This is a genomic window from Lujinxingia vulgaris (assembly GCF_007997005.1).
Taxonomy (GTDB): domain Bacteria; phylum Myxococcota_A; class Bradymonadia; order Bradymonadales; family Bradymonadaceae; genus Lujinxingia.
On the sequence record NZ_VOSL01000006.1, the window covers coordinates 22,718 to 47,774 of the forward strand.

The 25,057-nt window shown below is 63.6% G+C and carries 22 protein-coding genes; 14 read left to right on the forward strand and 8 right to left on the reverse strand.

Annotated elements, in window-relative coordinates:
* Positions 1–92: 92 nt before the first annotated feature.
* From infB to FRC96_RS00970, 6 genes are all read left to right on the forward strand, one after another.
* Complete coding sequence (infB, locus tag FRC96_RS00945) at positions 93–2,855, forward strand: translation initiation factor IF-2 (RefSeq protein WP_230469710.1); 2,763 nt, start codon at positions 93–95, stop codon at positions 2,853–2,855.
* A 41-nt stretch (positions 2,856–2,896) separates the two neighbouring features.
* Complete coding sequence (gene rbfA, locus FRC96_RS00950) at positions 2,897–3,262, forward strand: 30S ribosome-binding factor RbfA (RefSeq protein WP_146972172.1); 366 nt, start codon at positions 2,897–2,899, stop codon at positions 3,260–3,262.
* A 53-nt stretch (positions 3,263–3,315) separates the two neighbouring features.
* On the forward strand, positions 3,316–4,362 hold the full coding sequence (locus tag FRC96_RS00955; protein ID WP_230469711.1) for a DHH family phosphoesterase: 1,047 nt from the start codon (positions 3,316–3,318) through the stop codon (positions 4,360–4,362).
* A gap of 44 nt (positions 4,363–4,406) precedes the next feature.
* The gene (gene truB, locus FRC96_RS00960; protein ID WP_146972174.1) at positions 4,407–5,297 is read left to right on the forward strand and encodes a tRNA pseudouridine(55) synthase TruB; all 891 of its coding nucleotides are present in this window, start codon (positions 4,407–4,409) and stop codon (positions 5,295–5,297) included.
* Between the two features lie 59 nt (positions 5,298–5,356).
* Positions 5,357–6,418, forward strand: a complete 1,062-nt coding sequence (locus FRC96_RS00965) for a saccharopine dehydrogenase NADP-binding domain-containing protein (RefSeq protein ID WP_146972175.1) — start codon at positions 5,357–5,359, stop codon at positions 6,416–6,418.
* A 63-nt stretch (positions 6,419–6,481) separates the two neighbouring features.
* Entirely contained in the window at positions 6,482–8,602 is a 2,121-nt protein-coding gene (locus FRC96_RS00970; RefSeq protein ID WP_146972176.1) for a Tex family protein, read from the forward strand.
* A gap of 82 nt (positions 8,603–8,684) precedes the next feature.
* Here FRC96_RS00970 and trxB read toward each other — a convergent pair whose 3' ends face one another.
* The 5 genes from trxB to FRC96_RS00995 all read right to left on the reverse strand — a co-directional run bounded on the left by trxB (position 8,685) and on the right by FRC96_RS00995 (position 13,640).
* Positions 8,685–9,668 (reverse strand): thioredoxin-disulfide reductase, encoded by a 984-nt coding sequence (gene trxB, locus FRC96_RS00975; RefSeq protein WP_146972177.1) that lies wholly within the window; start codon positions 9,666–9,668, stop codon positions 8,685–8,687.
* A gap of 83 nt (positions 9,669–9,751) precedes the next feature.
* Entirely contained in the window at positions 9,752–10,351 is a 600-nt protein-coding gene (locus FRC96_RS00980; RefSeq protein ID WP_146972178.1) for a hypothetical protein, read from the reverse strand.
* 153 nt (positions 10,352–10,504) lie between these two features.
* Positions 10,505–11,938, reverse strand: coding sequence for a type I glutamate--ammonia ligase (glnA, locus tag FRC96_RS00985; RefSeq protein WP_146972179.1), 1,434 nt, complete (start codon positions 11,936–11,938; stop codon positions 10,505–10,507).
* Between the two features lie 107 nt (positions 11,939–12,045).
* Entirely contained in the window at positions 12,046–12,387 is a 342-nt protein-coding gene (locus FRC96_RS00990; protein ID WP_115603038.1) for a P-II family nitrogen regulator, read from the reverse strand.
* Positions 12,388–12,455: 68 nt separating this feature from the next.
* Entirely contained in the window at positions 12,456–13,640 is a 1,185-nt protein-coding gene (locus tag FRC96_RS00995) for an ATP-grasp domain-containing protein (protein WP_146972180.1), read from the reverse strand.
* A gap of 186 nt (positions 13,641–13,826) precedes the next feature.
* Here FRC96_RS00995 and FRC96_RS01000 point away from each other — a divergent pair, with 186 nt between their 5' ends.
* On the forward strand, positions 13,827–15,113 hold the full coding sequence (locus FRC96_RS01000) for a Glu/Leu/Phe/Val family dehydrogenase (RefSeq protein WP_146972181.1): 1,287 nt from the start codon (positions 13,827–13,829) through the stop codon (positions 15,111–15,113).
* A 34-nt stretch (positions 15,114–15,147) separates the two neighbouring features.
* Here the strand turns inward: FRC96_RS01000 and FRC96_RS01005 are convergent, their stop codons facing one another.
* From FRC96_RS01005 to FRC96_RS01015, 3 genes are all read right to left on the reverse strand, one after another.
* Entirely contained in the window at positions 15,148–15,591 is a 444-nt protein-coding gene (locus FRC96_RS01005; protein WP_146972182.1) for a hypothetical protein, read from the reverse strand.
* 100 nt (positions 15,592–15,691) lie between these two features.
* Entirely contained in the window at positions 15,692–16,465 is a 774-nt protein-coding gene (locus FRC96_RS01010; protein ID WP_146972183.1) for a hypothetical protein, read from the reverse strand.
* A 64-nt stretch (positions 16,466–16,529) separates the two neighbouring features.
* Positions 16,530–17,924: a zinc-regulated TonB-dependent outer membrane receptor gene (locus FRC96_RS01015; protein WP_146972184.1), complete on the reverse strand. Its 1,395-nt coding sequence runs from the start codon at positions 17,922–17,924 to the stop codon at positions 16,530–16,532.
* 472 nt (positions 17,925–18,396) lie between these two features.
* Here FRC96_RS01015 and FRC96_RS01020 point away from each other — a divergent pair, with 472 nt between their 5' ends.
* The 7 genes from FRC96_RS01020 (at position 18,397) to nuoL (ending at position 25,044) form a co-directional block, all read left to right on the forward strand.
* Complete coding sequence (locus FRC96_RS01020; protein ID WP_146972185.1) at positions 18,397–18,915, forward strand: hemerythrin domain-containing protein; 519 nt, start codon at positions 18,397–18,399, stop codon at positions 18,913–18,915.
* Positions 18,916–18,947: 32 nt separating this feature from the next.
* Positions 18,948–19,433, forward strand: a complete 486-nt coding sequence (locus tag FRC96_RS01025) for a GNAT family N-acetyltransferase (protein WP_146972186.1) — start codon at positions 18,948–18,950, stop codon at positions 19,431–19,433.
* 118 nt (positions 19,434–19,551) lie between these two features.
* The gene (gene nuoE, locus FRC96_RS01030; RefSeq protein WP_146972187.1) at positions 19,552–20,082 is read left to right on the forward strand and encodes a complex I 24 kDa subunit family protein; all 531 of its coding nucleotides are present in this window, start codon (positions 19,552–19,554) and stop codon (positions 20,080–20,082) included.
* A gap of 94 nt (positions 20,083–20,176) precedes the next feature.
* Entirely contained in the window at positions 20,177–21,478 is a 1,302-nt protein-coding gene (gene nuoF, locus FRC96_RS01035) for an NADH-quinone oxidoreductase subunit NuoF (protein ID WP_146972247.1), read from the forward strand.
* Positions 21,479–21,652: 174 nt separating this feature from the next.
* On the forward strand, positions 21,653–22,426 hold the full coding sequence (locus FRC96_RS01040; protein WP_230469716.1) for an NADH-quinone oxidoreductase subunit J family protein: 774 nt from the start codon (positions 21,653–21,655) through the stop codon (positions 22,424–22,426).
* An 88-nt stretch (positions 22,427–22,514) separates the two neighbouring features.
* Complete coding sequence (gene nuoK, locus FRC96_RS01045; protein WP_115603029.1) at positions 22,515–22,826, forward strand: NADH-quinone oxidoreductase subunit NuoK; 312 nt, start codon at positions 22,515–22,517, stop codon at positions 22,824–22,826.
* 94 nt (positions 22,827–22,920) lie between these two features.
* Positions 22,921–25,044: an NADH-quinone oxidoreductase subunit L gene (gene nuoL, locus FRC96_RS01050; RefSeq protein ID WP_146972189.1), complete on the forward strand. Its 2,124-nt coding sequence runs from the start codon at positions 22,921–22,923 to the stop codon at positions 25,042–25,044.
* Positions 25,045–25,057 lie beyond the last annotated feature (13 nt).

Genomic DNA, 25,057 nt, shown 5'->3' on the forward strand with positions numbered 1-25,057 from the left:
CATCAAACCCCGACGGACAGAGTGGAGACGATATGCCTAAGCAGCAACGCGTATATGAGCTAGCCCAAGAGCTAGAGATCAATAAGCAAGAGTTGGTATCCAAGATTAACGAGCTCGACCTGGGCTTCTCCGTCAATAACTACATGACGGTGCTCAACCCGCCGGAGATCGACTCGATCAAGGCCGCGCTCGGTGGCAAGAAGGCCGAAGCGCCCAAGAAGAAGTCCACCAAGTCGAGCAAGAAGAAGAGCTCGAAGAAGGCCGACGAGCCCGCCGAAGAGAAGGTGGAGGCCGCTCCGGCCGCGCCGGTGGTTCGCCGTCGTCGCAAAGCGTCGACCGAGGAGGACGAGTCCACCGAGGAGAGCACCGAGACCGAGGTCGAGGTGGTCCGCCCGACGGTGCGTCGTCGCCGCAAGGTCGAGACGGCCGACGAGGTCGAGGAGAGCGCTGAGGAGCCGGCTGTCGAGGCTGAGAAGCCCGAAGAGGTCGAGGCTGCCGAAGCGCCCGCCGCCGAAGAGCCTGTCGCCGAAGAGGCCCCGGCCGAAGAAGTGGCCGCCGAAGAGGCTGCGCCTGAAGAGGGTGAAGCGAGCGAGGAGGCCGCTGAGCCGGCTGAGGAGACCGAAGAGGTCGCCGCTGCCGCCGAAGAGCCTGCTGCCGAAGAAGCCCCGGTCGCCGAAGAGAAAGCCGCCGAAGAGCCTGCCGAAGAAGCGAAGAGTGATGCCGGTGAAGCAGCTGCGGAAGCCGGTGAGACGCCGGCTGCCCCTGTGGCGCCTCCGGTGCGTCGTCCGCCGCCGCGTAACCCCAAGGGTGGCGCCAAGGTGCTCGGTCGTATCAGCGAGAGCGTGCTCAAAGATCGCCTCGCCGCCGAGAATAAAGACTTTACCCCCGGGCCGTCGCGTCGTCCCAGCGGTGGAGGCGGCTCGCGTTCGTCGAGCAGCCGTCGCCGTGGTCGCACCAAGCGCGTGGTCGAAGGATCGGATCTGTACGGGCCGAAGTCCCGCCGCAGCCGTCGCGGAGGATCGCGAGGTCGCAGCCGTGGCCGGGCCAAGAAGACGCAGAAGACCGAGATCACGCAGGCAGCCGAGCATAAGCGCGTCATTCGCATTGAAGACGTCATCTCGGTCGGTGACCTCGCGCACCAGATGGGCATCAAGGCCGCACAGGTCGCGATGAAGCTCATCGAGAGCGGCATGATGGCCACGGTGAACACCACTCTGGACTTCGAGACCGCCGCGTTGATCGCCGATGAGTTCGACTACACGGTGGAGAACGTCGCTTTCGATATCGCGAACTTCTACGACACGAACCCCGATGAAGAAGAGACCCTCGAGCGTCGCGCTCCCGTCGTCACGGTGATGGGTCACGTCGACCACGGGAAGACCTCGCTCCTCGATGCGGTGCGCGCTTCTTCGGTGACCAGCGGCGAAGCCGGTGGCATCACCCAGCATATCGGCGCCTACATGGTGGAGACCACGGCCGGTATGGTGACCTTCCTGGATACCCCGGGTCACGAGGCGTTCACCGCCCTGCGTGCCCGTGGTGCCAAGGCCACCGATATCGTGGTCCTGGTCGTCGCCGCCGATGACGGTGTGATGCCGCAGACGGTTGAGGCGATTAACCACGCCCGCGCCGCCGAGGTTCCGATCATCGTGGCGATCAACAAGATCGATAAGCCGGGCGCCAACCCCGACCGCGTAAAGACCGCGCTGACCGAGTACAACCTCATCCCCGAGGAATGGGGCGGAAGCACCCTCTTTGTGGAAGTCAGCGCCCTTGAGAAGCTCAATATCGAAGGGCTGCTCGAAGCGATCTCGCTGCAGGCCGAGCTCCAGGAGCTCCGAGCCCGCCCCGATCGCGACGCTCAGGGTATCGTGATCGAAGCCGAGCTCGACATCGGACGCGGTCCGGTGGCCACCGTGCTCGTGCAGCGCGGTACGCTCAACCGCGGCGATATCCTGGTCAGCGGTCGCTACTACGGCCGCGTGCGTACCATGCACAATGACCGCGCCCAGACCATCGACAAGGCCGGCCCCAGTCAGCCCGTCGAGATCACCGGTCTGAGCGGTATCCCCGAAGCCGGCGAGCCCTTCTTTGTGGTGACCGAAGAGCGCGACGCCAAGCGCATCACCGAGAACGTCGCCGATCAGCGTCGTAAAGAGGTCATGGCCAGCCGCGCCAAGGAGTCTGCAGGTAGCCTGGAAGATCTCTCGGCGATGATTGCCCGCGGTGAGATGAAGACCCTCAAAGTCATCCTTAAGGGCGATGTGCAGGGCTCGGTCGAGGCCATTAAGGAGGCCTTCGGCAAGCTCGGCAACGATGAGGTTCGCACCAAGATCATCCACACCGGTGTGGGTGGTATCACTGAGAACGACGTCAACCTGGCAGCGTCCTCCGATGCCGGCGCGGTGATCGTGGGCTTCAACGTGCGTCCGGACAACCGGGCCGCCGAGGTCGCCGAGAAGTACGGCGTGCAGATCCTCACCCACAGCATCATCTACGACGCCATCGAGCAGGTGCGCGGTATCCTCGAAGGGCTCCTCTCTCCGGTTGTCCAGGAGAAGGTCCTGGGTCACGCCGAAGTTCGCGAGACCTTCAGCGCACCGAAGATCGGTACTATCGCCGGTGTGTACGTGACCGACGGGATCGTCCGCCGCAACGCGAAGGCTCGCCTGCTTCGCGGCGAACGGGTCATCTACGAGTCGACGGTCGGTTCGTTGCGTCGCTTCAAGGATGACGCCAAAGAGGTCAAGACGGGCTTTGAATGCGGTCTGAGCATTGAGAACTACAACGACATCAAAGTCGGTGACGTTGTGGAAGTCTTCGAACTCGAAGAGGTCAAGGCGACCTTCGATTGAGGTGAGCACGTCACCTCAGTTGCGGGTAGCTGGAGAACATCATGAAACAGAAACGCAGCTACAAACGCACCGAACGGGTCGGGCAGCAGCTTCACGAAGTTATCGCGGGGCTGCTGCTCACCGACGCCGATGACCCGCGCCTGCAAATGGTGCAGGTCACTGCGGTGGAGATGAGCCCGGATCTTCGCTACGCGAAGGTCTACTTCATCATGCTTGATGGAGAAGAGCCCGAAGAGGGCGTGGAGCCTGCCCTGGAGCGCTTCGCGGGTTTCGCACAGCGCTCCATTGGCGAGCAACTTCGCCTGCAATTTGTGCCCCGACTCACGTTTAAGTTTGACGAGGCGGTGATGCGCGGACGGGCCATGGACGAGCTCCTCTCAAAGCTCCCCGAGAGCTCCGAGACATAAACACGTGAATGCTTGCCCGCGATGTGTGCGGCGCCTGAATGGAGATAGTGGTCATGAGTGCGGAGACACACCATCCGTCGGGCGCCGCCGCAGCGCCGGTTACCATCCCGACCAGCCCCGAGCTCGAAGCGCAGATCGATGCGTTCGGCGAGCTTCTCGACACGCACCAACGTTTTCTGGTGGTGGCGCACGCCTATCCCGATGGGGACGCGGTTGGCTCCACGCTGGCGATGGGGCTGCTTCTGGAGCAGCTTGGCAAGGACGTCGTCTTCTTTAACGTCGACCCTGTCCCTTATAACTTCCGTTTTTTGCCGGGGGCCCGACGCTGGACCACCGAGGCGCCTTCGGAGCCGCCGGAGGTCACGGTGATGCTGGACTGCGCTGAGCCCGGTCGCCTCGGGGAAGGGTTCCCGAAGGGCGCGTGGGGCACGACGGTGGCGGTGGTCGATCATCACAAGACCTGGGATCCGGACTTCGCCAGCGTCTACGTGCGCGATGTGAGCGCGGCGTCGACCGGCGAGTTGATCTACCGTCTGGTGCGGCGCTACGGCTCGCTGAGCTCGGAGATCGCGCAGAACCTCTACTGCTGCATGATGACCGACACCGGTAGCTTTCGGTACTCCAACACCAGCCAGACGGCGTTTCGCGTGGCAGGAGAGCTGGTGGAGGCCGGAGCAGACCCGTGGCATATGACCAGCCACATCTACGAGGATCAGCCGCGCGAGCGTCTTGAGCTTCTCTGTCGGGTGTTGGGCACGCTGAACGTCTCGGAGTGCGGTCGGCTGGCGTTTTTGCGCGTTGAAGACGCGATGCTTGAGGGGCTGAACTCGGACGAGGATCTCACCGACGGGTTTATCAACTACGCTCGGTCGATCCGCGGCGTGGAAGTAGCCACCCAGCTTCGAGAGGCCGAGGGTGGGGAGTGGCGAATCTCGTTCCGTTCGCGGGGCAAGGTCGATGTCTCCGCGCTGGCCGAGAAGTTCGGAGGTGGCGGACATCATAACGCCGCCGGCTGCCGCATCAGCGGGACGCCTGGTGAGGTGGAGCGTCAGCTCTCTGAGGCGCTCGTTGAGATGCTCGACCGACCCGAGTCTTCTTGAAGCGGTGATGCCGCTTATGCGGCGATCCACGTGGAGTAGTGCGCATGCAAAGCCAGGATGGCTTGATCCTGATCGACAAAGACGCCGGTATGACCAGCTTTGACGTGGTGCGCCGGGTTCGACGGCTGGCCGGCACGCGCAAGGTCGGTCACACCGGGACACTCGACCCCGACGCCACCGGCCTGATGGGGGTCGTGCTGGGCCGCTGCACCAAACTCGCGAACTTCCTGACCCTCGACGAGAAGGTGTACGCCTTCGAGATGGTGCTCGGAAGCGCCACCGACACCGAAGACGCCTCCGGTGAAGTGATCGAGGAGGCCGTATGGGAGCATGTGACGCGCGAGGCCTTTGAAGACGCGATGACCGGGTTTCTGGGCACGATCCAGCAGGTCCCACCGATCTACTCCGCGCTGAAAGTTGACGGAAAGCGCGCCCACGCCCTGGCGCGCGCCGGCGAAGATGTGAGGCTTGAGGCGCGCCCGGTGGAGATCTTCGAGTTGGAGCTGAGGCGCTTTGAACCGCCTCACATCGCGATGCAGGTGCGCTGCGGCTCGGGCACCTATGTTCGGGCGCTGGTTCGCGACCTTGGCAGGGCGGTGGGAAGCGTCGCGCATACCCGCAGCATCCGTCGCATCTCGGTGGGAGAATTCAACCTCTCCATGGCCCACCGCCTCGACGAGCTCAGTGAAGACACCTTCTGGGAGAAGGTGCTCTCGCCGGCGCGCATGGTCGGAAGCCTCCCCCAGGTTCACATCGACGAGGACCAACGCCGCGCTGTGGGGTTTGGACAGACGATCCTTGTCGAACCCGAGCTCCCGATGGGGGCTCCCGTCGCGGTGATCGATGCGCAGGATGTTCTGGTGGCGATCATGGCCCGCAAAGAGAGCCACGATCCCCGGGGGAGCCGTCTGGCGCCGCGTCGCGTGCTGATCTAATCGCTTGCGCGGTCAGGCTTGTGGCACCATCGTCGTCGGCGTGATCCTATCGAGCAGAGGTGTGTGAGGTGGACCCGGTCATTGCGATCTATGGGGCGAGCGGCTTTGTGGGCCGCATGCTGGCCAGGACGCTCGGTGAGAGCGGTCGGGCGCTGCGCCTGATCGGGCGCGATCTGGGGCGGCTCGAAGAGCTCGAAGAGGAGCTGCGCTCCGATGGTGTGACCGAGCTCTCGGTGCGCCAGGCGCGCCTCAGTGATGAGGCTGGTCTGCGCGGGGCCCTGCGCGGCTGCGCTGTGCTCGTGAACTGCGCGGGCCCGCTGGGCAACAAGACCCGGGCGCTGGTGCAGGCCGCGCTGGATGAGGGCCTCCACATCTTCGACATGGCCGGGGAGCAGCCCCAGGTTCACTGGATGTGGGAGCACGTCGACCAGCCGGCGCGGGAGCGCGGTCTGGTGGTCATACCGGCCTGCGCGATCGAATACGCCCTGGGAGATTTCGCCGCCGAGATCGCGCTGATGAAAGCCGCCTCGCGCATCGTGGTCTGTTATGCCGTGCGCGAGATCAAGCTCAGTCAGGGGGCGCGCAAGACCTTCGTGCACGCGCTTGGCGAGGGGGGCTTTAGCTTCATCGACGGCAAGTTGGAGCAACATCGCGCAGCCTATCGGCTCTTCGATGTGCCTTTTCCCGGAGGTCATCATCGAAAAGGGGTGTGGATCCCCGGCGCGGAGGCCATTCTTGTGCCGCCTCGCGGCGGGGTCTCGCGCGTGGAGAGCTGCGTGGTCACGGGTGAGGCCGTGGTGCGGATCCTGGCGACGCTCTCCGGGGTGTTACCCTCGGTGCTTCGCGCGTTGAGGCCCGTCGCGGACCGCATCGTGGAGCAGTCCGACGAGAACGACGCGTCGCTGGGGGAGTACCTGGTGATCGCCTTTGACCCCAGAAACTCCGAGCCCTACGCGATGTTGACCGGCGAAGATGTGTATGCGACGAGCGTGAGCATTGCGGCTGAGTGTGTATGCCGCACGCTGGATGAAGGCCCCATCAAGCTGGGGGTGACTTCGCCAGCCGCCGTCTTTGACGTGCAGACGTTTCTGGCGTCGGTAGGTGTGCGCCGCCTGCTCTGAGCGCGGTCCACTGCCACCAGCCGGCCCTTTCAAATCGAAAAAACGACGATGATAAAGGAAGTTATGGAAACTCGTATCGCTCGAGAGTTAGGAGTTCGCGAAGATCAGGTGCGCGGCACGCTGGCGCTGCTCGATGAAGGCAACACCGTCCCCTTTATCGCGCGCTACCGTAAAGAGCGCACCGGTGGCCTCGATGAAGTGCAGATTCGCGACGTGGCGCGCCTCAGTGAGCAGATCCGACAGACCGAAGAGCGTCGCGCGACAATTCTTGCGTCGGTGGAAGAGCAGGGCGCGCTCACCTCCCAGCTCCGAGCGGCCTTGCTCGCCGCTTCCACGCTCTCCGAGCTGGAAGACCTCTACGCCCCCTACCGCCCCAAGCGTCAGACCCGCGCCACCCGCGCGCTGGAGGCTGGCCTGGGTCCGGTGGCCGAGGCGATCGAGCGGGGCGAAGACCCGTATCGCCTCGCATCGGGCTTTCGCTGTGAGACCTTCGCCACCGACGAAGACGTGGTCTCAGGCGCGCGCGACATCCTTGCCGAGGCGATGGCCGACGACGCCACGGTGCGCTCCTATGTGCGTGACGCCATGCGACGTCAGGGCAAGTTGATGAGCAAGCGCCGCCGCGGCGGTGACGAGGACCCCAAGTACAAGATGTACTTTGAGTTCTCCACGCCGGTCGAGAAGATGCGCCCCCACCAGGTGCTGGCCATTCGGCGCGGGGAAAAAGAGAAGGTCTTGAGCGCCGGCATCGAGGTACCCGAAGAGCGTCTCATCGACTGGATCATCGGCCAGCGGGTCAAGGTCGGCGGTGTGGCCCGCAAACACTACAGCGAGGCGATTCGCGATGGCTTCGGCCGCCTGCTTCACCCCTCTCTCGAGCGCGATGTGCGTGGCGAGTTGGAGGAGCAGGCCGATCAGCACGCCATCGGCGTGTTTGCGCTGAATTTAAAGAATCTGCTCTTGCAGCCGCCGCTGGCCGGCCGTGTGGTGCTGGGCGTTGACCCCGGGTTGCGTACTGGCTGCAAGCTGGCGGTGGTCGACGCCACCGGGCGCCTGATCGACACCGGACATATGTATGTGCATGACGGTCGCAAGCGCGATGTGCCCGATATCGTGGCGGCGATGGTGCACAAGCACGGCGTGCAGGTGGTGGCGATCGGCAATGGCACCGGCAGCCGCGAGACCGAGGAGCTTGTCGCGCGGGGACTGCGGGGCAAAGAGGGCGTGCACTACGCCATCATCGATGAGGCTGGAGCCAGCGTGTACAGCGCTTCGGATGTGGCCCGTGCGGAGTTCCCCGACCTCGATGTGAGCATGCGCGGGGCCGTCTCCATTGCGCGCCGCATTCAGGATCCGTTGGCCGAGCTGGTGAAAATCGATCCGAAGAGCATCGGCGTGGGGATGTACCAGCACGACGTCAATCAGAACGCGCTCAGCCAGAAACTCGACGCGGTGGTCGAAGATGTCGTCAATGCGGTGGGCGTCGACCTGAACTCGGCCTCACAGCCCCTGCTGGCGCGGGTGGCCGGCATCGGGCCGACCCTTTCCAAACGCATCGTGGCGCACCGCGATGCCAATGGCCCCTTCGCATCGCGCGAGGCGGTCAAAGATGTGCGCGGGCTCGGCTCCAAGACCTACGAGCAGTGCGCCGGCTTTTTGCGCATCCGTGACGGGCGAGAGCCGCTTGATAACACCGGGATTCACCCGGAGAGCTACCCGCTGGCGCGCGACATTCTCAAGCGCGCCGGCAAAGGGCCGGGGGACGCCGGGCTGCCGTCTGCGCTCGATGCGTTGGAGCGCTCCGGCGAGCTTCGTACGATCGCCGAGAAGCACGGCGCCGGGGCGATGACCCTGGCCGATGTGCTCAACGCGCTGGTGCAACCGGGCCGCGATCCCCGCGATGAGCTCGATCCGCCGAAGCTGCGCAGTGACGTGCTCAACGTCAACGATCTGCGTGAAGGCATGGTGCTTGAGGGCACGGTGCGCAACGTCGTCGACTTCGGGGCGTTTGTCGATATCGGCGTCAAGCAGGACGGTCTCGTGCACGTCAGCGAGATGGCCGATCGCTACATCAAAAACCCCTACGAGGTCGTAGGCGTGGGCGATCGCGTGCGCGTGGCCATTGTGTCCATCGACAAAGATCGCGGTCGCATCGGCCTGTCGATGAAACAAGCCTCTTCCTGAGTGTTGGCCGCTCGACGAGGATAAAAAAAGCTCGCCATCCCCGAGGGTGGCGAGCTTTTAAGTGCCTGCTTTTCAAGAGGAATCAGGCGTCCCAATCTTCGGTGCGGCGCTCTTCGATGACGTGCTCGCTCTCCAGGAAGCGCTCCGCGTCGATGGCACCCATGCAGCCCGAGCCGGCAGCGGTGATGGCCTGTCGGTACGTGAAGTCTTGAACGTCACCACAGGCGAAGATGCCCGGAACGCTGGTCGCGGTGGAGCCGTCTTCGGTGAGGATGTAGCCGCTCTCGTTGGTCTTGAGCTGACCTTTGAACACCGCGGTGTTGGGAGTGTGGCCGATGGCGACAAAGACGCCGGTGCAGGCCAATTCGCTGACCTCTTCGGTCTGGTTGTTGTAGACCTTGATGCCGGTGACGCCCGACTCGCGGGTGCCCATGACGTCCTGGACTTCGCTGTTCCAGAGCATCTCGACCTTGGGGTTGGCGAGCACGCGATCCTGCATGATCTTGGAGGCGCGCAGCTCGTCACGGCGGTGCACAAGCGTGACCTTGGAGGCGAACTTCGTCAGGAAGTTGGCCTCTTCGCAGGCGGAGTCGCCGCCGCCGACGACCACGATCTCTTGATCGCGGAAGAAGTAGCCGTCGCAGGTGGCGCAGGTGGAGACGCCGTAGCCCATCAGCTCGCTCTCCGACTCCAGCCCGAGCAGGCGCGCGGAGGCACCCGACGAGATGATCATGGTGCGGGTGTGAAAGACCGTACCGTCATCGAGCGTGACCTTGAACGGGCGTTTGGACGTGTCCACGTCGGTGATCAGCGCGATGTGGTTCTCCAGGCCAAAGCGCATCGCCTGGCTGCGCATCCGCTCCATAAGCTCCGGGCCCATGACGCCTTCCGGGAAGCCCGGGAAGTTCTCCACGTCAGTGGTGATGGTCAGCTGGCCACCGGGCTGGGGACCTTCAAAGAGGACCGGCTCCAGGTTGGCACGGGCGGTGTAGATGGCCGCAGTGAGGCCGGCCGGGCCGCTTCCCATGATGGTCACGTCGTAGAGTTCTTTCTTGAGTTCGGGCATCGTCTTTCTCCGTAGGACTGCGGGTTACAACAGGGTGGGGCCGGCGTCGATTCTGGGGTCGGGCCGGCGAGGTTGGGGATGTCTCAGGGGGAGGCTGCGGCGGGGGGCTCGGCAGCGGGTTGCTCCGCGGCGGGCGGTGCCAGGTTTTCCCAGGAGGCCAAAATCAGGTCGACCTGGGCGATAAGCGCCTCGCTGTGCTCGTCACCGGCAAACGCGATGATCTGATAGCCGAAGCCCTGATGGACCAGGTAGGCGTTGATGTAGCGTACCGGGTCGCCGTTGAGCTCACCGCGCGCGATCACCGAGAGGCCCTCGGCGCCGCCCAGGCGGATCGGGCTCTGGCGGTCAATGATAAGGTTGTCGACGGAGCGGTCGAGAGTCTCCATACCCAGGCGCTGCAACTGGTGAACGTCGGGGGTTGGAAAGGTGGGCAGCTTCTGAGGGATGACCATCAGAAAGAGCGTATCGTCGAGGCTCGCTGCGACTTCGGCGTGGGGATTGATGCTCTGCGGCGGCTCGGCGATCCATGCCGCCGGGAAGGTCAGCGCATAGGGCGCTCGTTGGCCCTCAACGCGCCAGGCGGGCTGGCTCGCAGGTTCCTCGTTGCAGCCATCGCAGCCGGTGGAGCTGATCAGCGCGAGCAGCGCGACAGGCAAGAGAATCAGCAGGCGAAAGAGGGTCATCGTTGCTCATGACAGAGGTGGCCCGGACATCAGGCGGCGATCGTTTCCATCGAGCCAACCGACAGTGCTCGCGGGATCTTCCTGAAGGAGGCCATAAGAGAGGCAAGTGCAAGAGCGCGGGCTCCCGGGGAGCCCGCGCTCGAAGACGTCAGATCAGACGTCGTAGTACATCGCAAACTCCAGCGGAGTGGGGTGGAGGTTCGCCGGATGGACTTCGTTCTCCATCTTGTAGGTGATCCAGGCCTCAATGGCGTCTTCGGTGAAGACGTCGCCGCGCAGCAGGAACTCGTGATCTTCGGCCAGGGCCACCAGGGCCTCTTCCAGGTTCGCCGGGGCGCTGGGCACCTTGGCCAGCTCTTCGGGCGGGAGATTGTAGATGTCTTTGTCGAGCGGGGCGCCCGGGTCCATCTGCTTCTCAATGCCGTCGAGACCGGCCATCAGCATCGCGGCGAAGGCCAGGTAGCCGTTGGCCGTGGCGTCTGGGGTGCGGAACTCCATGCGGCGGGCTTTGGGGCTGGAGGCGTAGGTCGGGATGCGCACGGCAGCCGAGCGGTTACGGCTGGAGTAGGCCAGACGAATCGGAGCCTCATAGCCGGGGACCAGGCGCTTGAAGGAGTTGGTCGTCGGGTTGGTCAGCGCGATGAGGGCGCGAGCGTGGTGCAGAATACCCGCGATGAACTGCAGGCCGGTCTCACTCATCCCGGCATAGCCCTCGCCGGCGAAGAGGGGCTGGCTGCCCTTCCAGAGGCTCATGTGGGTGTGCATCCCGGAGCCGTTATCGCCATGAAGGGGCTTGGGCATGAAGGTGACCGACTTGTTATGACGGCGCGCCACGTTCTTGATGACGTATTTGAACCACTGGAGGTCGTCAGCCATGCGCACCAGGCTGTTGAAGCGGATGCCGATCTCGCTTTGCCCGCCGGTGGCCACCTCGTGGTGGTGCACATCGACTTCGATGCCGCAGGCCTCAAGCACCATGGACATCTCGGTGCGCAGATCGTGGAGGCTGTCGTTGGGCGCGACCGGGAAGTAACCCCCTTTATGAGCGGGCTTGTAGCCGAGGTTGGGCCCTTCGTCGCGGCCGGTGTTCCAGGCGCCTTCCACCGAGTCGACCTTGTAGAAGGAGTGCTGGGTGGCGGTGCTGTAGCGGATGTCGTCAAAGATGAAGAACTCCGCCTCAGGGCCGAAGTAGGCCGTGTCGGCGATGCCGGTGGTCTTGAGGTAGTTCTCCGCCTTCTGCGCGATGTAGCGCGGGTCACGGCTGTAGGGCTGGCCGGTGATCGGGTCGAAGACGTTGCAGATGAAGCTGACGGTGGACTCGCGGCAGAAGGGATCCATGCGCGCGGTGGTGTGGTCCGGGCGCACCTGCATGTCGGAGGCCTGAATCGGCTGCCAGGCGCGCAGCGAGCTGCCGTCAAAGCCCAGACCTTCTTCGAAGAGGTCCTCGCTGAGACGGTGGGCCGGGATCGTCAGGTGTTGCCAGGTCCCCAGAAAGTCCATGAACTTCAGGTCCGCCATCACGGCGTTGTTGTCCCGGGCGAAATCAATCGCATCTTTGATCGAAGTGACGGTCGTTGCGGTGGTCATGATGATCCTTTGTTGGTTGGGTGCGCGATCAACGCAAAAAACTCCCCAGGACAAAATACGATCGCCGCACACCGCTGGGGGCGTGCGCAGCGAACATCGATTCAGGCTTACGAGAGCGCGTCCGGGCCGGACTCGCCAGTTCGAATGCGGATGGCCTCGTCAACCGGCAAGACAAAGATCTTGCCGTCGCCGACGTGACCGGTTCGCGATGCATCGGTGATGGCCTCAATCGCGCTGTGGACGAGCTCGTCGGGGACGACCAGCTCGACTTTTACGCGGGGCACAAAGTCGACGATGTATTCAGCGCCCGGATAAATCGGCGCTTTCCCTCCCCCTCGCCCAAACCCTTTGACCTCCGAGACCGTCATCCCGTGGATGCCGGCCTCGTCGAGACGGTCTTTCACGTCATCGAGTTTAAAGGGCTTGATGATGGCTTCGATCTTCTTCATGGAGACCTGTGGGGGCAGCCGTTATTGGCGTAGTGCCAAAACGCGTTACTTAGCGAATTGGCAGCGATTTATCCACCCGAATCATGCGACGGCTCAGGGGATGTAGACACGCTTTGCGTCGGGGCAAGCTCAATCTCGACGCAGCGGTGAGCGTTTAGGAGCGCCTCGGCCACGCTGGTGTAGTGGGGTGCGCCTGCGCGAATGCGCCCGACAGACTGCCCGACGCCCACGCGCTCCTCGATGGTGTCGCCGGGTTTGACTCGACAGCTCACCGCGCTGATGTGTTCGAGCTGGCGACTGCGCTTAAGCCCGCGAACGGCCTGCACGCGCCCCGGCCCCGGGTGCAGAAAATAGACGCCCTCAAAGCGGCGGCGGCCCGAGGGAAAGCGCGGGATACGCCCGGTCTCAATGTCCAGAAAAGCCTGCCAGGCGTCGAATCCGTACGCCTCCCCGATGAGCTCCATAAGCGCGCCCCCGGGAGGGCGCGCGGCCAACTCGCCGACGATGTCGCCGTGCTCGGAGGCGAAGAACTCCATGTGGGTCATCCCTTGCTCCACGCCCAGGGCGGCGATGGTCTGTCGATTGAGCTTTGCGATCGTCTCGACGCGTTCGGCGGGCAGGTCCGCGGGAACGATGTTTGCCCAGCCCGGGCGCAGGTAGCTTGTGACGTTTAAGAAACACACCTGGCCGCGATGCACGAAGCTCTCGACGCTGTACTCAGTCCCGGGCACAAAGGCCTCGGCGAGCAACCCCGGGCGGAGTGCGGCCGCAACGTCGGCGCGGCTTCTGCAGATGTGGGTCCCGCGTCCTCCGGAGCTGTCGGACGCTTTGATGACCAGCGGGAGCCCCAGCGTCTCGATCACGTCATCGACATCGGACGCCGGCGTGAGGGTCAGGTAACGGGCGCAGGGGACGCCTGCGGCGCCGAGCGCGTCTTTCATGCGATCTTTGTCGTGGCAGCGTCGCGCGGTGGCGACGCTCATCCCCGCCACACCCAGGCGCTCGCGAAGCAGGGCGGCGGGGACGACCGACGACTCGCCAGACGCGATCACCGCGTCGATGGTCGCGCCGCTGGCGAGCCGGCGCGCGGCCTCCTCCCAGCCCTTCACATCACCATTAAGGTCAACGCTCGCCCAGGAGACGCCGCTTCGGGGCGGCTGTCGCGTGCTGTCGACCAGAAAATGAGCACGCCAGCCGCGCGTCAGCGCGGCTTCGTGAGCGTCGCGGCGGAAGCCGATCATCACCAGATTCATCGCGTCTCGGGCCTGCGGGTCGTGTCGTAAAGTCTGCGCAATATAGGACCGGGCAGCTCGGAAGCAAAGTCGTACTGGCGAGCCCCATTCTCCGGGCTCGTGTGCTTGATGGCCAGCGCTCGGTGCGCAGTTTCTCCGGTCGCAATCCACGAACAGCGATTCACGATAACTTAGTCCGGAAGCTCTATGACCCTGTTTGAAGACGCAAGTAAGGCCCTGGCCACCGCGATCGAACGATTAAATTTGAGTGAGGACGTCATCGAACGTCTTCGCCATCCCAGCGCCAGCGTGAAGATGTCGCTTCCGGTGCGCATGGACAGCGGTCATCTCAAGGTGTTTCCAGCCTACCGGGTGCGCTTCAACACGGCGTTGGGGCCGGGGAAGGGGGGGCTGCGTTTTCACCCGGAGGTCGATGTCGATCATGTGCAGACGCTGGCGTTCTGGATGACCTTCAAATGCGCCTTGCTGCGCCTTCCCTTCGGTGGTGCGAAGGGCGGCGTGCGCGTCGACCCGAAGGCGCTCTCGAAGATGGAACTTGAGCGCCTCTCACGCGCCTACATCGACGCGTTTGCCGACTTCATCGGCCCGAACCGCGACGTGCCCGCGCCGGACGTGTACACCAACGAGATGATCATGGGGTGGATGGCCGATCAATACGCCACGATTATGCGGTGCCACGACCCGGCCGTGATTACGGGCAAGCCACTTGCGCTCGGGGGCTCGCGTCATCGCGACAAGGCGACCGCCAGCGGGGCGTATATGATCATCGACGCGTTCATGACCGAGCATGAGCGCAGCCCCGAGCAAACGACCGTCGCCATTCAGGGCTTCGGTAACGCCGGCGCTGAGCTTGCCACCCGACTCTACGAGGCGGGCTATAAGGTCGTGGCAGTGAGCGACTCGAAGGGCGCCGTCTGTGATCGGGCGGGGCTCGATGTGCCCGCGCTGCGCGAATACAAGTCGCACGATGAGTCCAACGGGGTCTACGACGCCTATGCGCTGCGCGACTGTGATGACGCGAGCGTCGAGCGCATCAGCAACGAAGAGCTGCTGGAGCTGGACGTGGACTTCCTGATTCCGGCCGCCCTGGAGAACCAGATCACCGAGGAGAACGCCGACGCGATTCGTGCCCGCGTGATCTTCGAGGTCGCCAACGGTCCGGTAACCTCAAAGGCCGCTCAGATGCTCGAAGAGCGCGACATCTCCGTGCTGCCGGGCATTCTGGTCAACGCCGGCGGGGTGACCGTGAGTTATTTTGAATGGGTGCAGAACCGGCGAGGGGAGAGCTGGTCCGAAGACGACGTTGTGGAGCGGCTGGACCAGAGAATGCGAGATGCCTTCTCGCGGGTTCGCGACGCACGCAAGGAGCACGGCGTCTCCTGGCGGGTGGCCGCCTACGTGGTTGCGCTGGAGCATCTCAACGAGGCGCTGCACGCTCAGGGCACCCGAGAGTATTACCAGTCTGAACTCTGAGCTCGGCGACGCGAGTATGATGCCGCAGGGCCGGCTACAGGACCGCCGGCGGCGCTTCGCTCTGGTGGGCGCGTTGATCCTCCGGGGGGAGCGCCGTATCGGGTCCCTGCACATGAAGACCGAAAGGACGCTTGATGTCATCGCGCAACCAGATGCTCATGGCGAAGATCGAGAGCGGGATCGTGATCAGATAGGCCAGGGAGAACGCCAACACCGAGAAGATGTACTGCCAGGCCCAGGATCGTGGAGGCAACACCGCGGCGATCCCAAACGCCAGGGTCTGGCCGAACATCACGGAGGTGAAAAAAATCGGGTCGAAGCGCACCTGGGAGATGGCGAGCGGGATGTCGAGGGCCCCCGTTGCCACACTCAATCCCAACACCGTCAGCCCTAAAAAGAGCAGGGCGAGCAGGGCCAGGTAGACGCTCACAAAGATGTAGCCGGAACGCGCCGGCGGCTGCACTCTGCTAAACCACATCGCTAAGCTCCGAGTCGGCAGGTCTGAGGTCACCGCGAAACACCCGCGGTGTGCTGCTCTCGAAGCTAGGCGCGAGGCTGAAGCACCAAAGTCCAAAACCTCAGGGCGACGCCGGGCTCAACATCAGCTGGAGGGCCGCTCGCTCCAGCAGCGCTTCCGCGAGTGCGCGGTTTCGGGTGTTGGTGATCCGCAGGGAACCATCCTCCTCGAAGGTCGCCTCACGGAGGTCGAGCTCCGCGGCGATGTCGTCGTTCAAGACGATCTCTGCGTCCAGTCGTTGCTCCGGAGGCGATGCGGCGTCGACACGAAGATCCAGGGGCATGGTCAGCCGCAGCCCCCGCACCGGGACGTTGGCGCGAAACGCGACGCTCGCGTTCTCGAAGGGCAGGGTGCCCCGAAGCTCCATCGCGCCAAGCTCAACCTCCACCTGTGAGAGCGGGCCCTGGCGTGTGATCTTAAGCCGCCCTGAGGTCGAACTTCCCTCGGAGAGCGAGGCATCAAGCGCGATCGCCGAGACCACCTGCGGGCCGCTGGCGCTCTCCTGGAGCACCTCGTCGTAGGGAACCAGGCGGCCATCATCGGCGTGACAGTGGCCATTGTGGCAGAGCGAAAAGCCCGGGGGAGGGTTGGCCGGGTCGAGCTCGGTGGTCGCGGTCGACCCGCTGCTCTCGCTGAGCAGACGGATGGAGGTGATCTCCAGTTCGACCGAGGAGATGGTCGAGGGCGTGGCGGTGTCACCCGCGTTTTCGACCTCCACATCGACCCAGCCCCAGGGCTCACCATCGCTGAAGGCGCATCCGGCGCTGCTCAGCAGGGTCAGCATGGCGAGGGCGATGAGCGGTCGGCGGGGTACTTGGCGAGCGGCGGTGATCATGGTGCGTTCCGTCGAGGCAAAGGGCGAAAAGAGTGAAGGTGGGACGGTGGACCGAGTAGCGAGCTCAGTAAGCGTGGGCGCCGTGGGCGCCGGCGACCAGCTCAAGCTGCAAAAAGACCATATGGATCAGCGGGCTCTCGGGTTCGGGCAGGTGATCCAGACTGTACTGCAGGCGAAGACGGCTAAAATGCGAGGGCATATGACTCAGACTCACCGCGCCCCGCTGCCGCGCCTGACGCCAGCTCGGATCAAGGGGGTCGTCCTCGACCCCCGAGACACGCTCGTAGCGTGCGGCGACTTTCCAGAAGAGGCTGGGGCTGAAGAAAAACTCGGTGTACCCCCCCCAGTCCTGCAGAACGGTGCCGGTGGGCTCGTCGATGGCGCCACCGTCCTGACGCCGACGAAGCATCACTTCGCTCTGCCACCCCAGCTCCGAGCGACCCCGGCTGCCGGTGACGGTGCGTTTAAGCAACAGATCGACCCCGTAGATGTCGCTGCGGTTGGCCCGCCCGCTGCGGTTGGGACCATTGATGGCGCTGAGGCCAAGCAACAGCCCGGTGCGACGGCTCACGTCCCAGAACTGTTCGAGCCGAAACGCGACGCTCAGATCCGTGAGCGCGTTGATGTCGCTCGCCGAGGCCAGAAAACTGCGCCCGGTCGCACCGCCGGCGATGTTCTGCGCGCTGACCGTCCAGCTCGCCAGCCAGGGAAGGGGTAACAACCCCCCGAGCTCCGCCCCCAGGCCGCGCAGCCCCTCGCCGCCAAAGAACTTCCCGAGCACCAACGGCTGCGTGGTGAAGTTCCAGGCATGCAGGTGGGTCGGGTTCACGCGCCCGAAGTTGGTCAAAAACTGGCCGGCGCGGGCCTGCAACCCGAAAGGGAGCGCCAGGCTCGTGGCGTAGGCCTCCTCGACCTCCAACCCGAAGAGGGAGATCAGAATGTGGCTGTCAAAGCGCCAGTACGGATCGATGCCCGCCGCCAGCCCCAGCTCCAGGCCCTGCAGGTCAAAGCCGGTCTGTGTGGCGTCGTGCCCGCCCATCAGGGAGGGCTCATCGGAGAACCAGGCCAGCGCGAAGTCCGCGATCAGCGAGATGTCCGGGTTCATCGACGTGATGACCCCGGCTCCCGGCACCTCCGCGCTGCGCGTTGGCAGTGCGGTCTCGCGTTCAACGCTCACGGGTCGAGCCCCGTCGCCTGAGAGCTCCCGCTCCAGACGCTCCAGCTCTTCGTCGACGCCCTCCTGGCTTGATGACTCCTCCTCCGGCGCGGCGGGTGAGGGCGACTCCAACTCGGCCTCCAGCGCTTCGAGCTCGGCGTCCACCGCATCGTCGGACTGCTGCGCGCTGGCAGAACGCGGCGCGATGAGCGCGATGGCCAGTGATGCAGCCAGCAGGTAGCCGAAGCTCCGCGAGCGCAACGTCGAACGGTAGCATGGTGTGTGATCAGCGGGCCTGGGCATGATGCAGTCTCGTAATATGAAAGCGCCAGCGGGGTCGGGTCGTCGATGGGCGCCTCCCATGCGCCCGGTTCGCCAGACGATAACTTGCATAGATGCAAGTCTATTGCAATAGCGGCGATGCCGTAGACCAGGGCAATCGCAAAGTGGGTTCCCACCACCCGCCACCGTAGGGGGACCCCTTGTGGGTCCCCGCCCTGGGAGTTCGGGAGGGGCACAAGACCCCTCCCTACGGATTGGGTGGGTTCTCCATAAAAAGTCTTGTGGGACTTTGCGATTGCCCTGTGCCGTAGACGCTCATGTGGCTGAAGATCCCATCGTATGCGGGCTCAGCGCGGGGAGTTTAGCTTGATAAAGCGTGCCGACCTGGCTTGCACCTTTGGCAACCGGTCGTTATCTTTCGCGCGCCCGTCGGCGCGTACGCGTCGAGCTGAAGGCGCACCGCCCTGACGCAGTACCGGAGAGCCAGGCAGACATGGACCACGACGCATCCCAACCCACGCCCTCGTCGGACCTGATCGACCGTGTTCATCATGAGCATGTTCACTTGCGCCGTCTCTTTGAAGATCTCAGCGGCACGTTTGAACGCATTGGTGCAGAAGAGACCAGCCCGGAGCGCAGACGCGAGCTCATTGAGTCCGCCTCCGAAGACATGGAGGTCGCGCTTGATGACATGCTGGAGCACTTCAATCAGGAAGAAGAGATCTTCTTTGTGGAGATCGAAGAGCGCTTTCCGGAGCTCTCCGAGCGAATCTCCGCGCTGGTCAAAGGCCATGAACTCATGGGGCAGCGCACCCGCTGGCTGCACGAGCAGCTCGGAAAGCCGGCCGACGAGATCAGCCGTAACCTCACGGTGATTCAGGACGTGGTCAAGTCGATGGCGCGCATGATCGAGGAGCACACCGCGGAGGAGACGGCGCTCTTTGATGACGTCCTGACCAAGATTCCGGCCGATGAGCGCCGCGCGCTGCTTGAGAAGATGCGCGAGATCTGAAGTGACCAGATCTTCCCCGAGGTAGGAACGCGATGTCTGAAGAGGTGATCGAGCTTCCCGTGGCCGAGGACGCCCCCGTGCTGGCGCGGCTCTTCCAGGAAGATATGAACGATCTGGGCGTGGAGACCGCCCTCGACGATCTGGAAGCGCTGGCCCGCGACGTCATCGACGATGCCCGCGCCCAGCCCCCCCGATGCGTCTGCTATGTCGCTCGCCTTCAAAAGGGCGACGAGGCCGTCGGCGTGGTTCTGGCGAACTTCCACTGGTCGCTCAAGTTCGCCGGGCGGGCGCTGTGGATCGAGGAGCTCTACGTGACCCCGTCAGCGCGCCGGCGACGGCTGGGGCGACGCCTGGTCGAAGAGGTGCTGGACTGGGCTGAAGAACACGGCATCCGCGGCATCGATCTCGAGGCCTACCAGGGCAACACCCCGGCCTCGATCCTCTACCGGTCGCTGGGTTTTTATCGCCTCGGGCGAGAACGTTTCTATTATCGGCTCGGCCCGGCCGAGTACCTCTGATGAAATCCGGCCCCGGTGTAGTTGACACCGCTCGGCCCCGGCAATTAGGTTTCCCCGGCTAAAGGCGTGCTCAATTTGCACTCCGATTTTCGCCACCACATCGAAAGGTCGTCTGATCATGGCAGTTGAATTCTCTGAGAAAGCGGACGCCGAGTTCAAAGAGCTCGTCTCACGATACCCCAACACGTTGGCCGCGATGCTTCCGGTGCTGCACCTGGCGCAGCGCGAGTTCGGCTGGATCTCGGTGGAGGTGATGGACTACGTCGCCGAGCGCCTGGACGTGCACCCGACCAAGGTGCTCAACGCGGCGACCTTCTACACGATGTACAACAAGACGCCGGTCGGGAAGTGCCACGTGCAAGTTTGCACCACGCTCTCCTGCGCGATTCGCGGAGGCTATGAGCTGATCGAGCACCTCGAAGAGAAGCTCGGCGTCAAACTCGGTGAGACCCGCGACGATGGCGCCTACACCCTCTCGGAGGCCGAGTGCCTGGCGTCGTGCGGCACCGCCCCGATGTTCCAGGTCAGCTACTCCGATGGCGAGATCGAATACTTCGAGAACCTCGACGACGAGGCGCGAGTCAATCAGGTGATCGAGCAGCTCAACACGCGGCTCGCCAGCCTGCCCGATCCTCGTAAGATGCACTGAGCCGCCCGACTGCGTTGCAGCCACCGGCACTGAGACGGAGCTCGCCGCCCACCTTAAAAGGTCGCTGGTGAGCCTGAAGGGAAGAGACGTCATGATGCAGGAAAAGTACCTCAGCCGTAATTTCGATATCCCCAACGCGCACACCCTGGAGGTCTTCGAGGCCAACGGGGGCTATCAGGCGATGCGCAAAGCCTTCAAGATGGATGGGGAGACGATCATTGAGGAGGTGAAGACCTCCAACCTGCGCGGCCGTGGTGGCGCCGGCTTCCCCTGCGGTATCAAGTGGAGCTTTCTGCCCAAAGAGAGCGATCTTCCCAAGTACCTGGTGATCAACGCCGATGAGGGCGAGCCGGGCACGTTTAAGGATCGTTACCTGATGGAGCTCGACCCGCATCGCCATATCGAAGGCTGCATCATCGCCGCCTGGGCGCTGGGCATTCGTTACGGCTACATCTTTGTGCGTGGCGAGCTTCAGCACGCGATTCGTCGCCTGGAGGGTGCGATCAAGGAGGCCTACGCCAAAGGTTACCTTGGCGAGAACATCCTGGGCACCGGCTTTGACTTTGATCTGTACGTGCACCCGGGCGCCGGCGCCTACATCTGCGGTGAAGAGACCGGTCTGATCGAGGCGCTCGAAGGCAAGAGCGGCCAGCCGCGCATGAAGCCGCCTTTTCCCGCCGTCGTTGGTGCCTTCCAGGCTCCGACCATCGTCAACAACGTCGAGACGATCTCCTCGATCCCCTGGATCATTGAGAAGGGCGGGGAGTGGTTCGCGTCGATGGGCGTCGAGAAGAACGGTGGTCCCAAGCTCTACGGAGTGTCCGGCCCAGTGGTGCGTCCGGGAGTCTATGAGGCGCCCTCGGGCGTGACCGTGCGAGAGCTTCTCGAAGACTACGCCGGCGGCATGCTCCCGGGTCATGAGCTCAAGGCCTTCATCCCCGGAGGCTCCTCCTGCGCGGTGATGACCCCCGATAAGCTCGACTCCGAGATGGGCTTTGAGACCATGCGCGAGGCGGGCAGCTCCATGGGGACGGCCTGCATCACCTTTATGGATACCGACACCTGCATGGTGCGTCTGGCCGCCCGTCTGGCGCACTTCTACCACCACGAGTCCTGTGGCCAGTGCACCCCCTGCCGCGAAGGCAGCGGCTGGGTCGCCAAGGTCCTTGACGAGATCGAGGCCGGCCGCGGTCGCATGGAAGATCTCGATCTTCTGCTCGATATGTGCGGAAACATCGAGGGGAACACCATCTGCGCGCTGGGCGACTCGATCGCCATCCCTGTGCGCAGCTATGTGCAGGTGTTCCGCGAGGAGTTTGAGCAGCACATCAAAGAGGGTTGCTGCTCCTTCCCCGCCTGGTCGAAGCGCCGCAAGGGCTCCAGCGAAGCGGCCTAATTTTACACCGTTGAGCGCACGGTCTGGGGCTTTGACCTCGTTGAGAAAGTGCGCTATCAGACCTTCGCCTGCACCGGCCTTCAGAATGGAGGTCGGCCTCGGCAGGCTCTGCCAATGCTTCGAAGTTGGCCGCAGCGGGCGTACGCGCCCGGGCCTCTCGCGTGGAGTGTTTCAATGGGTTTTTGGGAACCCCTTTTCTTCTGGATGTTTGCGCTGGGGGCGCTGATCACAAGCCTCACCGTGATCGTGGTGCGTAACCCCCTGTACAGCGCTCTGGCGCTGATCGTGGACTTCTTCTTCTTTGCCGGCCTCTACGTGCTGCTCTCAGCCCACTTCCTGGCGATCGTTCAGGTGCTGGTCTATGGCGGCGCGATTATGGTGCTCTTCCTCTTCATCATCATGCTCTTGAACCTGCGTGATGAGGAGCTGGGGGAGAACCGTTTTCAGCTGCACTTTGTGGCGGCGATCGCCAGCGGTCTTGCGATCTTCTTCTTCGCCGGGGCGTCCATTCTGGCGGTCGTCAGCGATGAAGGTGTCGAGCAGGGCCGCCAGGAATACGCCCGGCAGATGGAGCAGGTCGAGGAGGGCGAGAAGGTCGCCCTGCTGACGGGCTCGCAGATCCCGGGGCTTGCCGCTGACCTCAATGAGACGGGCCTGGAGGCCGCCTACCAGGCGCAGCTGACGGCCTGGGAGGCAGGGCTGGGGAACCCCGCGCAAGGTAAATACAACCGCTTTGATAACAGCGTGCCCTTTGAGCTTCCTCCCGCGCTCAGCGCGGAAGCTCGCGAAGGGCAGGTGACCCCCGGTCGCCAGGGGCTTTACGGCACGTTTAAGCCGATCAGCATCGCGCTTGTGAACCGCTTTGTGGTGCCCTTCGAGTTGACCGCGATTCTTCTTCTGGCCGCCATCATCGGCGCCATGATCATCGCTAAACGACGCGTCGCTTAATCGACGCTTATGCGCAACCCGGGCCGACCTCGCAAGGTAGGCGGCCTGAGAGCAACCGGTTGCACGTCTTTGTGGATGGAGTGTGGGCATGTCCTGGGAACCAACCCTCGCACATTATTTGATCCTCTCGGCGGCGATCTTCTCGATCGGGATGATCGGGGTGATGGTGCGTCGTAACGCGATCATCCTCTTTATGAGCATCGAGCTGATGCTCAACGCGGTGAACCTGACTTTCATCGCCTTTAGCCGCTATCGCATCGACATGGACGGGCACATCTTTGCCTTCTTTGTCATGGCGGTGGCGGCGGCCGAGGCGGCCGTTGCCCTGGCCATTGTGCTGCATGTCTTCCGGCATAAGCGCAGCGTGAACGTCGACGAGATGCAGCAGCTTCAGTACTAGGACACGGGCCGCATGGTGGATGGGCCGCTCCCCGCAGATGTGGATGCAGGGGAGGGGCCGCAGGTGCGACTCCCTGGCGATAGAATAGGCGATCATGGAACCGCTTTACTCCGATAGTTTTTATTTCCTTGGCCTGATTGTGCTGATGCCCTTGCTCGGCGCGATCATCAACGGCCTCTTTGGCGCGAAGCTCCCCAGGAACCTGGTCAACTGGGTGGCCTGTGGGGCGATGGCGCTCTCGTTCGCGTTCGCGCTTGTGAGCCTCCAGGCCCTGGTCAATCAGGGCAATGGCGAGGAGGTGGGGCATCTGAGCTACACCGCCTTCCAGTGGATCTTCAGCGGTAGCCTGAACGCGGAGATCGCGTTTTTGTTCGATCCTCTCTCGGCGGTGCTGGTGTTGATCATCACCGGCGTCGGGCTGCTGATCCACATCTATTCGACCGGCTATATGGCCGAGGATCCGTCGAAGTGGCGCTATTTCGCCTACCTCAACCTCTTTGTGTTCGCGATGCTGCTGCTTGCCCTGGGCAAGAACATGCTCGTGACCTTCATCGGTTGGGAGGGCGTGGGGATGGCCAGCTACCTGCTTATCGGGTTCTGGTACAGCGACGCCGACAAAGCCGCCGCAGGTCAGAAGGCCTTTATCGTCAACCGCGTTGGCGACTTCTTCTTCCTGCTGGGGATGTTCATTCTCTACTTCACCGTGGGCACCTGGGATTACCTGGAGCTTGAGGCGCTGGCCACGAACACGGCCACCGCTGCGCTTCTTCTTCCGGTGGCGCTCCCGGTCGGTGTGCTGATCTTTCTGGGTTGCACCGGTAAGAGCGCGCAGATTCCGCTCTACGTCTGGCTGCCCGACGCCATGGCGGGTCCCACTCCGGTCAGCGCCCTGATTCACGCCGCGACGATGGTCACCGCCGGTGTCTTTTTGCTCTCGCGCATCAACTGGATCTTTACGCTCGATCCCAACTTGATGGCGATTGTGGCCGTGGTCGGCTCTCTGACCGCGTTGATGGCTGCGACGATTGCGATTGTTCAGACCGACATTAAGAAGGTGCTGGCCTACTCCACCGTCTCGCAGCTCGGCTTTATGTTCATGGCCGTGGGCGTAGGCTCGTTCACCGCGGCGGTCTTCCACCTGATGACCCACGCCTTCTTCAAGGCGCTGCTCTTCCTGGCGGCCGGTAGCGTGATTCACGGCATGCACCACGAGCAGGACATGCGCAAGATGGGCGGGCTCAAGAAGTACATGCCCTGGACCCACGCCGCCTTCCTGATCGGGACGCTGGCGATCGCCGGGGTGCCCTTCTTCGCCGGCTTCTACTCCAAGGACTTCATCCTTTGGAGTGCGCTCTCCAACGTGCACGTGCTCAACGTCGTCGGCGTGCTGGAGACGGCGCAGATGGAGATGTTCACCACCACGCTGGCGCCGGCGGTTGTGGCCGCAGAAGGCCACGCGCTCGAGGTGCTCGGCGGGGCGCTCTTCATCAACTGGTTCGTCTTCATCGTCGGTGTGCTCACCGCCGGTCTGACCGCCTTCTATATGTTCCGCGCCTACTTCATGACCTTCCATGGCGAGTGCCGCGCTGACGAAGAGACCAAGAGCCACATCCACGAGTCGCCCTCGGCGATGCTGGTGGCGCTGCTGGTGCTCTCCTTCCTCTCGGTGGTTGGCGGCTACATTGGCTGGCCGCACTTCATCGCCGCGGTCTTCCCCAAGGGGCTCAAGTACTACGCGCTGGGGCTGGAGCACTGGCTGGCCGAGGTCTTCGTCGTCTCCGACACCTACCGGGTGATCGGTCGCTTCGGCGAGCACCCCTACCTGGCGGAAGGTCTGGCGGCGGCGACCAGCGTGATCATCGCCGGTGTGGGCATTGGTCTGGCGTACCTGATGTACGTCAAGCGCACCGACCTCCCCGGCGTGATTCACGCTCGCGTGACCAAACTTCATTACGTGCTGTCCAACAAGTACTTCGTCGATGAAGGCTACTTCGCGGCGTTCGTTCGCCCGACGCTGCTGATCGGAAAGGTGATGACCTGGTTCGATAAGAACATCATCTCCGGCCTGCTTGTGGGTGGCGCGGCCTTTATGACCCAGAACCTGGGTCGAATCTTGCGCAACCTGCAGAGCGGCAATGTGCAGCGCTACGCCACCTACATCAGCCTGGCGCTTGCGCTTGTCGTCCTGGCGATCTTCTACCCGGGCTGCCTCGCTTAAGAGCAGCTGACGT